8 protein-coding genes are annotated in these 12,227 nt (G+C 52.7%); all 8 read right to left on the reverse strand.

The genetic code is table 11. The annotated features are described in order from the left end of the window. Positions 1-47: 47 nt before the first annotated feature. The 8 genes from B1748_RS12340 to B1748_RS12375 all read right to left on the reverse strand — a co-directional run bounded on the left by B1748_RS12340 (position 48) and on the right by B1748_RS12375 (position 12,192). Entirely contained in the window at positions 48-1,406 is a 1,359-nt protein-coding gene (locus B1748_RS12340; RefSeq protein ID WP_087568214.1) for an FAD-dependent oxidoreductase, read from the reverse strand. 57 nt (positions 1,407-1,463) lie between these two features. Continuing rightward, positions 1,464-2,474 carry a glycoside hydrolase family 130 protein gene (locus tag B1748_RS12345; protein ID WP_087568215.1) on the reverse strand — a complete coding sequence of 337 codons (1,011 nt, stop codon included), beginning with the start codon at positions 2,472-2,474 and terminating at the stop codon, positions 1,464-1,466. A 32-nt stretch (positions 2,475-2,506) separates the two neighbouring features. Beyond that, positions 2,507-3,412 (reverse strand): carbohydrate ABC transporter permease, encoded by a 906-nt coding sequence (locus B1748_RS12350; RefSeq protein ID WP_087568216.1) that lies wholly within the window; start codon positions 3,410-3,412, stop codon positions 2,507-2,509. Between the two features lie 99 nt (positions 3,413-3,511). Further along, positions 3,512-4,411: a carbohydrate ABC transporter permease gene (locus B1748_RS12355; RefSeq protein ID WP_087568217.1), complete on the reverse strand. Its 900-nt coding sequence runs from the start codon at positions 4,409-4,411 to the stop codon at positions 3,512-3,514. A gap of 75 nt (positions 4,412-4,486) precedes the next feature. Continuing rightward, a complete protein-coding gene (locus B1748_RS12360) occupies positions 4,487-5,893 on the reverse strand; it encodes an ABC transporter substrate-binding protein (RefSeq protein ID WP_087568218.1) in 1,407 nt (468 codons plus the stop codon). 130 nt (positions 5,894-6,023) lie between these two features. Further along, the gene (locus B1748_RS12365) at positions 6,024-7,649 is read right to left on the reverse strand and encodes a response regulator transcription factor (protein ID WP_087568219.1); all 1,626 of its coding nucleotides are present in this window, start codon (positions 7,647-7,649) and stop codon (positions 6,024-6,026) included. Next, the gene (locus B1748_RS12370; protein ID WP_256975635.1) at positions 7,646-9,415 is read right to left on the reverse strand and encodes a cache domain-containing sensor histidine kinase; all 1,770 of its coding nucleotides are present in this window, start codon (positions 9,413-9,415) and stop codon (positions 7,646-7,648) included. The genes B1748_RS12365 and B1748_RS12370 overlap by 4 nt, the downstream gene beginning before the upstream one ends. Positions 9,416-9,531: 116 nt before the next feature. Further along, a complete protein-coding gene (locus B1748_RS12375; RefSeq protein ID WP_256975636.1) occupies positions 9,532-12,192 on the reverse strand; it encodes a 3-keto-alpha-glucoside-1,2-lyase-like domain-containing protein in 2,661 nt (886 codons plus the stop codon). Positions 12,193-12,227 lie beyond the last annotated feature (35 nt).

Below are 12,227 nucleotides of genomic sequence, written 5' to 3' on the forward strand. Positions count from 1 at the left end.
TACGTGCCGTTAACTCTTAACCGTGATAGGTCAGGTCATTTCCCGTCCTACTGACTCTCAACCGCAACTCCATTTTCTCCTAGCCATACATCCTGCTCCAGCAGCCGCTGTTGAAGCTCGGCCACGGAAATGCCGCGCGAGCCCGCGCCGTCACGAAGCGCGAGTGTAGCTGCCGTTCCAGCAGCTTGCCCCATAGAGAAACAATTCGGCATCACCCGCAGGGAGCCTTGCACCGCTCGGTCCGAGGATACGCAGCGTCCGGCAACCCACAGGTTGTCTATGCCGACCGGCAGCATGATTCGGTACGGTACCCCGTGCGAAACGCCAGGAGGCAAGTGATTGAAGGTCATATCGCTCTTGCTGTTGGCGAGATGAATATCGATGTAGTACGCGTTGCGGGCAATGTCGTCCGGGAAGGAGCGCGCAGCGAGGAAATCATCAACCGTAAGAATATAATCTCCTTGTATACGACGAGTCTCCCGGATACCAAGCTGCTCTCCGCTTGCCACCATATGAGCGTGCTCAAAGCCCGGCACATAACGGCGGAAGAACCGCAGCTGGCGTTCCGCCGTACGCCGTCCTTCGATCGCACCCCTTGTCAGATCCTCCGCGAGGGTGCCGTCTACCCCGAATACATGGCCGAAATTAACGCCAACCAGGTAGTCGCTGACCCAAGCAAGACCGGAGATCGACTTGCGCCCTTCCGGCAGTGTACCATCCTCGATTGCCCGCTCGACCGTCTTGTGCAGTTGACCCGTGTCCCCGCTCTCCTGCAGAAACCGGTTGAACCTCGGACGATCCACATTCGCAAGCAAATAACACATACTGCCGGGCTGAAGCTCTCCTTCTTCTCCGCCCTTCTGGAAAGGAACTCCCGAAAGCGCGGCAATGTCTCCATCACCCGAACAGTCTATAATATACCGGCAGGAGATGAAGGAACGTCCCGTTTTGTTGACGACAATGACGCCTTCTACCGTCCGCCGGTCCTCGGACAATACCACATCGTATACAAAGGTGTGAAACAGAGGAATAACGCCGCTTTCCAGAATGGCATCGTCATAGACGCGTTTCAGCACCTCGGGATCGATCGGCACCCAATCCAGCATCTCCTCGTATTCCTTGCGGAACTCGGGATCGCAGGCCTGCTTCATCCGCTCCATTAACGCAAGCCCTAGACCGCGGATAATCGGCTTCCGTTTATCCGTGAAGGGGCAGAACGCCGGTACGAGCGCTACCGTGCCCATGCCGCCAAGAAATCCTCTCTGCTCCACCAGCATGGTGCGTGCTCCCCCTTTCGCCGCGGCAATAGCAGCGGCTATTCCGGAGGCGCCTCCGCCGATGACCAGCACATCGACCTCGCTCGAAACCGGGATGCTGGCGGACGGCAACGTAATCTGTTTGTTCATAGCAACCACTCCAATTCTGTACAGGTATAACCTATCATTATGGTTTATTGGTGCGCGCTATTTGTTTGCGCCATCCAGACAAAGCTTCAGTAAATCATCGACGTGGGCAGTAGCCAAACATTCTACGGTATCGGCGGCGCCGTAGTAGATTTTGACTTCTCCGGAGTCTTCCAGAATCATGCCCCCGGGAAAAATAACATGGTTGCGGAAGCCTCCATCTGTCTCATACGCGGCTTCAGGCGCTAGCAACGGCGCTTCTGCCTTGCCGATGATCCGGCTAGGGTCATCCAGATCCAGCAACATAATGCCGGAAGTATATCTTTTTTTCCAACTCGGCTCCCAGCCATTCTTGCCCCGATTGCGGTCGATATCGACGGCATGAAACAAGGTCAGCCAACCTTTGTCCGTCTTCACGGGCGGAGCGCCCGGACCTACCTTGTCGTTGGCATAGGCTACATCTTCAACGGCGAGCAGCAGCTTGGAATTGCCCCAGTATTTGAGGTCGGGCGAGTCGCTCATCCACATGTCGAAGCGGTCAATGCCTCCCCGGCTATATACGGGCATCGGGCGTTCCAAACGGATATACTTGCCCCCGATCAGCTCCGGGAACAATACCATATTGCGGTTGTCCGGCAACGTCAGACTAAGCACCTCGAAGGAGCTGAAGTCCTCGGTAACGGCGATGCCGCCTCGCAGGCCATGCTTCGTATCGACCGCAAAGCACATGTAACATTGATCGCCGATTACCGTCAGACGCGGATCGTACACGCGGATGACCTCTTCATCCTGCCAGGACCAGCAGGGCATAGGACGCACATCCCACTTTATGCCGTCATCGCTAAAGGCCAGTCCCAGATTAGTGGTATGATGCGGAGCAACGGTCTCTTTGCTCTCATCTCCGTAGTCATTGCGAAAAACCATGACGTATTTGCCTCTGAACTTGGTAACGCCCGCATTAAATACCATTGCCGGACCGTAAGGGACATCCCCTGGAGACAGAATCGGATTTCCGGGATTTCGGGTAATGATCGGGCTGGAAAACAGAGGTCCTACCGTAAAATCGCTCATATGCAAGTTACTCCTCATATTTAGAATTGAAATTAGCCTTTGATCGAACCCGACGTGACCTGAATAAACGACTTGTTCGCCAAAATATAAGCAAGCAGCATCGGCAGGATAGACAGACATGCGCCCGCCATCATCAAGTGAATTTGCATCGCCGCGGAGGAGCCGTACCGGAGATTCGCAAGCCCGACGGTAAGCGTCTGCAACTGCGGATTCGTCATCGTGAACACCAGCGGCAGAATGTATTCGTTCCAGGCATGTCGGAATTCAAATAAACCGGCCACGCCGAGTCCCGGCGTCAAGAGCGGCAGAACAATGCGGAAGAAGGTTCTAACGAAGCCCGAACCATCCACCATTGCCGCTTCATCCAGCTCGCGAGGTATTGCTTTGAAGAAGCCAAGCAGTAGAAAGAACGTGCTGGAATGGGCACTGACCAGGATGAGGATAACCCCCCACAACGTGGTGTTCAGGTTCAGCACGACCATCAAATCGAATTGCGGACGCAGCACGATGGCCCCGACGGATATAAACATCATGGCCGCCTGGGTCGTTACATAGAGCGACTTTCCGGGAAATTGCCGCCGATCGACTACATATGCCGCCATGGCAGCTACCAACAGAGAGGCCACTGTAACAACAATGCTGACAAATGCGCTGTTCCAGGTATAGCGGGCAAAATTAGACTGCTTCCAGGCCTCCGCATAGTTGGCGAATTGCATCTTGGCCGGCAGCAGGCTTCCGCCGGTCATCATCTCGGCGCCGGTCTTGAGAGAGCCGGACAGCGTCATTAATAGAGGAAACAAGGTCAGCGCGGCAGTTACTATTAAGAACAGCCACATAACCGTGCGGCTCACGATTCTGCCTAAGCGGCCCGCATGCGTGCCGACGGCCGTTTTGCCGCCGTTGCTTTCCGGCTTTTGGGATACCACCTGTTCGTTCATTTGCTTATCCTCCTGCAAGCCTGCAGCCGTTTATAATAAACGCAACTGCGGCGTTGTGTTCGAATCGTAAGGGCTTCGCATTAGCGGCGTTTAACGCCGTTAATACATTTTGTTCATTTTGCGGCTTAACAGGAAGTACAAGCCGGTGATCACGCCGACAATAACCGCGGTAACGAAGCCGACGGCGCTGCCATAGCCAAGCTGCTGCTCAACAGGCGAACCCGTAGAAACCGGGAACAATAGTTTGTACAGATAGAGGTACATGACCTCGGTTTTGCCGATTGGTCCGCCCTCCGTGATGAGCATGATGCTCTCATAACCTTTCAGGGATGCGATAATCGCGAGCATAATAACCAACTGTGCAACCGGAGCCAGCATCGGAAGCGTAATATTCCAGAACTTTCTTCCGGCGTTCGCGCCGTCAATCGACGCGCTTTCGTACAAATCTTGCGGGATGCTCTGTAGTCCGGCTAGAAACAGCAGCATGTAATTGCCGACTGCGCCCCATACCGCCACAAGAATTAGCGTAAACATCGCAAATTTTGTTCCAAGCCAGTCGACCGGCTGCGAGACCAGGTTCAGCTTCATCAAAGCGGTGTTAACCATCCCGTTATAAGAATTGAAGATGGTATAGAACACGACGGATATAACCGCGGTACTGATGACAGTCGGCATAAAATAGATTCCGCGCAGAAAATTGCCGCCGCGCAGTTTGCCATTCAAGATAACCGCAAGTAACAGAGAAATCGGCAGCGTAAGCACCAGCTTGCCCCCGGCATAGATAAAGGTATTGCCAACCGACTCCCAGAACAGATCGTCGCGCATCACTCGTCGGAAATTGTCCAATCCAATAAACAGCGGTTCGCCGTAGCCGGCATAGTCATAAAACATATAACGCAGCATCCATATTAAAGGGTAGATGCCAAGCACTGCCGTCAAAATAATGCTCGGGGACAGAAACAGAGAATTCTCCCCAAATCGTTTCCATTTAAAGCTCATGATCCGTTCCTCCTTTGGGGAAAGAAAAAGGGCTTCCGCCAAAACATGCGCGGCAGCCCCCATCTTGCCTGCTATTTATCCCTGCGGCTTGGCTGGATCAAAGGCAGGGTTCGGCGTCACAACAACCTCGCCTTTCTCCACTGCTTTGGACAATGCGTCATTGTATCTTGTGTTCAAATCCGTCGTGATGGCTTGCAGATCCCCGCCTGCAAGCACATATTTGAAGAAAGCGTCGGCATAACCCGCTCCCTCCGGAGTAACGTTAGGCGAGACCGGCCAGATAGAGTCGTGTTCCCCGACCAGGAAACCCTCCATCCCGTTAATATCCGGATTTTTGGCTTGCTCCACAATAGTTGGCACTACGGCAATTCCAAGGCCTTTTTCATGATAGGTCTTCAGAATCTCGTCACCGTACATGTACTGCATGAATGTCCAAGCGGCTTCCTTATTGGCCGACTGGGCGCTGATCCCAAGCCATGTTCCTGCGGACACGATCTCGGAAGTCCCCTTGATCTGGCCATCGATCGTTGGAGCCAAGGCGCCAGCCCAATTGATTTCCGTAGGGAATTGATCCTTGTATACGCCCGGCTCTGTCGAGAAGGACAGATACATGCCGATTTTGCCTGCGGCGAACTGGGCGCGCAGCGGGTCGATATCGAGCGATTCAGCGCCAGGAAGAATGCTTCCGTCAGCATACATTTGTTTGAAATATTCGATGACCTGCGAGTAAGGGGCGAAATCAAATTGGCCTGTTTTCAAGTCGAAGCCAAGTCCTTGATGACCGCTTAAGGAAAGAATTTCCCGAATGGAACGGTCAAACGCGGATTTAGGGCTCTTGAAGTTCAGAGCAAAACCATAAATGCCCTCGCTTTTGCCGGCTTCGGTAATTTTCTTGGCAGAGTCGACCATTTCCTGCAGCGATGCCGGAGGGTTCTCGATACCCGCTTTGGCAAAAAGATCCTTGTTGTAGACCAGTCGCAACGTATTGCCGTTATTGGCCAAGCTGTACACTTTGTCGTCAAAACGGTTGACGCCGTCAAGCATCAGCTTGCCGAACTTCGTATTGATGTCGTCCGTAAGAAAGTCGTTGATCGGCTCCAGGTACCCTTTTTTGACAAAACCGGGCGTATTGCCGCTCTTCAGACGCAGCACATCCGGCGCCTGGTTGCTGGAAAACGCAATGTCGACGCTTTGCGCATAGTTCTCGGACATAACGGTCAATTCCACTTTAATGTTGTCCTCGTTCGTCTCATTGAACTTGTTGATCATTTCATTGATGTATTCCTGATCGTGACGGTCGTCCGTCCAATACTTCAGCGTCACGGGAGGCTTGTTCGCCTCTGCCGTCGGCGTCGCCTTGGTTCCTTCGGAGGGACCATTCGTCGCGCTGGCGCCATTGCCGTTGCCGTCATTCCCGCTGCAGCCTGCTATTACGGTAGCCAGAATGACACTCATGCCTAGACCTAACCATTTTTTCTGCATACATTCTACCCCTTTAATTCACATTTGAGTTGTAAGCTCTTTTTTATTATAGGTCCTCGCACTGGGAAAAGGAGTGTGTCTAATTCACTCTCGAGGGATAGATTTCTATGGTCCGAGTGGGGGAAAACGCTTATGTCTCCGGCCGATCCGTATGATAGCCTGCCCGGAATTCGGAGGGTGTCTGGCCGGTGATCTTCTTAAACACATCGCTGAAATATCGGCGTTCCTCATACCCGACAGCGAGTGCCACCTCCTGAACCTGCGCCCCCTCAACGAGCAGCACCTTCGCCTTCTGAATACGTTCCGAGGTCATATACTGCGTCACCGTCATCCCGGTCACCTGTTTAAACAAGCTGGCAAAGTAGCTGGCGCTAAGATGCACATGGGCGGCGCATTCGCCAACGGCAATGTCCTCCGACAGCCGGCTTTTCATATAGTCTATCGCTTTGTAAACCACCTTCTGGCCGCTAGACAGGCTGTTCTTGTGCACTAACGTTGCCCCCTCCGTGCACAAGGTAAGCAGTTGGCGCTGCAAGGACGCTAGAGACAACCCGACAGTCCCTTGTACCGACTTAAAGTTTTGAATCAGTGGCTGTATGTCCGAATACGGAACCATTTCGTAAAAGGTGCGGATCGCCGAAGCAGCCAGCTCATCGTACAGGCTGAGGAGATAATTCGGATTTTGACGGGAGACCAGCTTCTGCAGCGAAACCGCAATGGTAGACAGAATGGCGACCGTCTTGTCCACATTCCCGGAACGAAGGGCAAGCAGCAGCTCGTCCTTATATTCAAGCGCCAGCGGCTCCTGACTTCCGCTCTGGTGGATATCGTCATACATGATCGCCGTATTTCCTTCGGTGAACAGATGATGGGAAAGCGCCTGCTGAGCTTGGCGGTACGAATCCGGCAGCTCGCTAATCTCCGATACTCTGCCCCCAACCCCGACCGAAATCGTAACCTTGGTGTATCGTTCGATATTTCGGCAAATCTGCTCGGCCATTTCGATCGGACTGGACACTCCCGTATCGTTAAGTACGGCCAAGTACTGGTTAAGACGGTAGCGGAAAACAACGCTGCGCGCATGCTCGGCAAGCGTCTCCTGCATAATATTGAGCAACGAGAAGCGGATCAGCTCCAACTCCCGGATAGATGGCTCCGCAGTCCCTTCCCGTACATTGTCCATTTCGATAAGCATGACGACAAACCCCCGGGGCTCCAGCTTAATATTCAAGAAGTCCCAGCGTTCCGAGGCATCTTCCCAGGAGATGCGGTGGTTTACGAGAAGAGCGAAGTACTCCTGACGAAGCACCGGCATGCTTTCGCGAAGCTTGTTTTCCATTTCCCTCACGCTTAGCAATTGCATTCTTTCTTCCGTAATCTCGGCTTTAGCTCGCAGCACCGCGGACATAATATCCTCTTCCGAAAAGGGCTTTACCACAAAATCAAACGCTCCGAGCTGCACCGCCTGCTGCGCATAATCAAAGTCTGCATAGCCGCTAATGAGAATGAATTTGCAATTGCGGTTTTCTTCAAGAACCATGCGCAGCATGCTCAGCCCGTCCATGATGGGCATCCGAATATCGGTAATGACCAAGTCCGGCCGCAATCTGCTGATTAACTGAAGCCCTTCTTCGCCATTGCTCGATACTCCGGCGACCGTAATCCCTTGTTCTTCCCAATCCATCGCGGTTAAACCGTCGACCACGCTCTTAATATCGTCAATAATACATAGGCTGATTGCTTCCGTATGATTCACTCGAACTGCTCCCCTCTCTTGGGCAATGAAATCCGTATTTCCGTCCCGTGCTCCGGCTCGCTGTTCACTTCTAAAGTCGCCTTATCCCCATAATAGAGCTGGAGCCGCCGAATGAGATTGGATACGGCATACCCTTTCCTTGATTCCAGACCGAAGAGGGCGCGCACCACATCCTCTTCCATGCCTTTGCCGTTATCACGCACGACGATCGTCCAGAGCTCGCCCTCTTCGTCGATTTCTATCTCGATGCGCCCGCCGTTTTTTAGATCACGAAACCCATGCAGAATGCTGTTCTCCGTCAGCGGCTGCAAGAGGATGCGCGGAATCGAAAGCGCGATCAGCTCTGGCTCCCGCACATGGATCTCATAAGTAAATAAACCTTCATAGCAGCTTAACTGCAGCTCTAGATATTGACGCACATGCTCCAATTCTTTGGATAATGTCGTAATTTCTTGTCCATTGTTCAGGCCCAGCTGGAACAGGCGGGAGAGCGACATGACCATCTGCTGCGAAGGCTCGATCTGCTTCAGCTTTAGCTTCCAGTAGATGGTATTCAGAGTGTTGTATAGAAAATGGGGGTCCATTTGCGCCGACAATGCTTTGATCTCCGCAGACCGCTTAAGCGTCTGCGCCTCCGTGACCTCATCAATCAATACGACGATCTGCTCCAGCATTCGGTTGAAGCGATGACCCACCTGCCCTAATTCATCCCCGCTGCCGCTCTCGAAGCGGGCGGTCAAATCGTTGTTCTCGACCCGCTTCATCACTTTCATTAGTCCTTGCAGCGGCATAAGCAAATAACGCGAGAATGCGCCGGAGATCAGCGTCGTTACAATGAAAGCAGCCAGAGCAACCGCCGCGATCAGCCATTTGACATACACCAGATCCTTCAAGACGCCGGCCCGGGACTGAATGGTGGTCATCGTCCAATCCGCAATGCCTATGCCCGCATAGTTAAGCAAATAGGTTTCGCCGTTCAATTCGAAGGATTGACTGCCCTCCGAGCGATCCATCATGCTCCTCAGATTTCCCGCATCCACCGCCTCACGGACCAGCCGTTCATTCGGCGGGTAGACCGTCTCCCCTTCATCATCCAGCAGAAAGCTTGATGCCCCTCCGCCTGTATCTCCCTGAACCAGCTTGCGAAAGCCATCCTCCCGAATATTCACAACAATGTAAACGCCGCTGACCGGCGTGTCGAAGATCGGCTCCAGAATGAGCGAAATGACGCGGTCCTTGCCGGAGAACAGCATATCCTCATGTCCCTCCACCCATAGATTCCTTTTCTCATGTCCGATGCGTTCATACAAGAATGTATCCTCGAAGGCGCTCTTCCGATTGCGGTTCATGGACGAGGGATAAAATTCGCCGATCGGCGTAGACACGTAGATGGAATGGATCAACGGTTCGGCGACACGCGCCTGCGAGAAAACGTTGTCAAGATCGCTTAAATGCTTGTAGTACCTGCTGTCGTCCCCGAAAACGACATCCCTCAGCATCTCATCAAAAGGCTGGCTGATCATAAACGTCATCATAATTAACATCAGCTTGTTCAGCTTCTCGTCTACAATCTGCGCGGACCTTGCCACCGTGTCCTGCGTCAGCTTCAGCGCGTTTTTCTCCATGGTGGCGGCCGAGATATAATAGGACAACCCTCCGGTCATCAGGACAGAAATGACGATGATGGCCAGAAACGCGATTTGGAGCTTGTTGCGCAGCGATTGCCTGCCGAGATAGTCCAAGCTTGTCACACCTTTCGTCAACATTATTTCCTATGATTATGTCACCCTAGCCGCTGCTTCGACAATGCAAAAAACGAAAGCTGTCCCGCAGCCGGTACACGGCTTAAGGGACAGCTCCTTCTGTTGCGCGCCTACCGGCGTTAGGCGGGAGGTGCCAGAACCAGGGCGTCGTCAAAAGATACGCCCGCCGAGGTGGTCCGGAATCCGATTTTTCCCGCCGTCAATTCCGTTACGGGGTTGGTCCATTCCGTCATCAAAGCTCCGTTCACATAACCTTTTACCGTATTGCCTTCAATGAAGACCTTAACCGTATACCATTGGTTCGCCCGAGCCGCGAAAGGAGCGCTGGCCACCAGAGTCAGCACCTGGTTCACGGATTTGTACAATTCCACAACCTGAGTCGCCGCATTGATTCGGTACATATAATAATTGTTCGCATCTTGAACCCGGAATAGAAGACCTGCATTGGCATTTGAGATAGGCATTTTGACTTCGGCTTGATAGGCATAATCCGTCCATGGATCGCCGGCTGTCGTGATCGCGGCGGCTGAGGCGGCTTGCGTCAACACTTTCGACCCGTCTGCCGTCACGCTCCACGAACCGGAAGACGATGTCCAGCCAGTCGTATTTCCGTCTTCAAAATCATCGCTGAACCGGGTGATCGGGTAAACCGCCGCATTGTCGAAATGAACGCCTGCCGAGGTGGTCCGGAATCCGACTCCTCCCGTTGTCAATTCCGTTACCGGATTTGTCCATTCCATCTCTGCATGCCCGTCTACATAACAAATAATCTTGTTCCCCTCAACAACCGCCTTGAGGTTATACCACTTCTTACTCTGAGACGCGAACGGCGCGCTGGCTGCCAGCGTCATTTGTCCATTCACGGATTTATACAATTCCAGCATCTGATTCGCTGCATTGATTCGGTACATATAATAGTTATTGGCATCCTGGACTCTGAATACGATGCCTGCATTGGCATTCGTAATCGCCACTTTCACTTTGGCTTCATACTCGTAATCCGTCCATGCATTGCCGGCTTGGGCGGTAATCAAGGACGTAATGGTCTGGCTTCCGCTGGACAATACGCCATTATCGCCATCCGTCGGTACGCTCCAACTGCCTGAAGCTGACGTCCAGCCCGTCGTATTGCCGCTTTGGAAATTGTCGCCGAACAGCAACGGTCTGGAATTGGCAAAGGTTACGCCGGTTACGTTGCTATTGATTACGGAAACTTTCAAGTCGGTCAGACTCGTCGCGAGCTTGCCCTTCACGTAAACATCCGAGAACATAACGTTTTTCACCATTCCGCCTCTGGTGACATTCCCGGAAAGTCTGGATTGCTGCGATCCCAACTGGCGAATATTGATGTTTTTCACCGCGATATCGCTGACATCGCCGGAGGTGCTGGTCGAGATCCCCAGCCAATAATTCCCGAACTGATTGACGTCAACTCGTTCAATATCGATATTCTCAAACGTAATCCGCCTGGCGTAGCCTTCCTCCGGAAGCGTGTTCATGGTGTAGCCATGATCAATCAGCAAGGCTCTAGCGCTCTGATACACATACGAATTGCGGACGGTCACTCCGATTTGCGCCTGAGCCACTCCCTGGCCAATCTTGAACGCCACGCACCTTGTCCATGCAAACGCGTCATCGAAGACCACATTCTCCAAGTGCTCGAGCGCTCCCGGCCACCCGCTGGACATTCCCGTCTGCAGCCAGGTTTTAGTCGAGTACGTGTCATCATCCGAGATGGCAATGGAATGCTGGACAAGCACATTCTGACTCTCGTTGATATCGATCACGTCATTCTCGATTTTGTATAAGTCCTGAAATCCTTTCAAATTCTTGATGGTCACATTGTCGGAACGAACCACCATGAACGACCAGAAGCCGGCGTCCCGCAATATAAGTCCGTCAAAATTAAAATTCGAGGTTTGCATCGGAACCAGCAGATTATTCAGAAACCCTTCATTTTTGTTCGGCGCCGGCATCTTTCGCTCCCGCATCGCTATGCCTTTGCCATCAATGGTTCCCCGTCCCCGGATCGTAATGTTGCTGGAGCCTGCGGTCGTCCGAATAAAATACGTACCGTCCGCATTTCGCGAAGTCTTGCGGAAATCATTGGCGTAGTCTTCGCCTTTGCCCGTGCCGACAATGACGGCTCCTCCGGCCAAATAGAAGGTCACATTGCTTTTTAACGTCAGATTGCCGCTTTTATAGACGCCTGCCGGAATAAACACAGTGCCGCCGCCGGCATTATGGGCCGCATCGATCGCCCGCTGAATCGCGCCCGATGCCATCGCGGCCCCCGTATTGTCCGCGTTGTACGGCGAATGGGTTACATTATAAATGCCGGCTCCCGAGGATGGAGGGATATTAGTCTCTAAGGGATCCGCCGCGATGACCAGCCGCTTCCGCAAGCCGTTGATTTCCACAATGACATAGGTCGAGGAAGCCAGCGAAAAAGTCAGCTTGTTTCCGTTCACCGTACCCTCGATGTTTTTGGCCAATGGACTGATGGAATAGGAGGTAATCGGCGCATTAAAGGTCACCTCGATACTTACCGTGCCGTCAAAAGAAAATTGCGCATAATCATAATCGGGCATATAACTAATGACGGGTACCGATTGACTATCCGCTCTTACTGAATACACGCTGGATGCGGTATAAATGGATGGCATGGGGTAATTTTGAATCGTGGCATTCCCGTTTGCATGGGCCGCTTGCGGTTGCGGTAAGGCCCCCGCGATCATGAGGACAAGCACAACCAACATACTGATCGTTTTTTTTGTCATGATTAGTATCATTGCCTCCTTAGATTTGTCTGCCC

It is taken from the genome of Paenibacillus sp. MY03 (assembly GCF_002165585.1).
Lineage (GTDB): Bacteria > Bacillota > Bacilli > Paenibacillales > Paenibacillaceae > Pristimantibacillus > Pristimantibacillus agaridevorans.

Bases quoted from the DNA above. Each gene is read 5' to 3' on its own strand.
- B1748_RS12340 (WP_087568214.1), bottom strand. From the start codon at position 1,406: ATGAACAAACAGATTACGTTGCCGTCCGCCAGCATCCCGGTTTCGAGC.
- B1748_RS12345 (WP_087568215.1), bottom strand. From the start codon at position 2,474: ATGAGCGATTTTACGGTAGGACCTCTGTTTTCCAGCCCGATCATTACC.
- B1748_RS12350 (WP_087568216.1), bottom strand. From the start codon at position 3,412: ATGAACGAACAGGTGGTATCCCAAAAGCCGGAAAGCAACGGCGGCAAA.
- B1748_RS12355 (WP_087568217.1), bottom strand. From the start codon at position 4,411: ATGAGCTTTAAATGGAAACGATTTGGGGAGAATTCTCTGTTTCTGTCC.
- B1748_RS12360 (WP_087568218.1), bottom strand. From the start codon at position 5,893: ATGCAGAAAAAATGGTTAGGTCTAGGCATGAGTGTCATTCTGGCTACC.
- B1748_RS12370 (WP_256975635.1), bottom strand. From the start codon at position 9,415: ATGTTGACGAAAGGTGTGACAAGCTTGGACTATCTCGGCAGGCAATCG.
- B1748_RS12375 (WP_256975636.1), bottom strand. From the start codon at position 12,192: ATGACAAAAAAAACGATCAGTATGTTGGTTGTGCTTGTCCTCATGATC.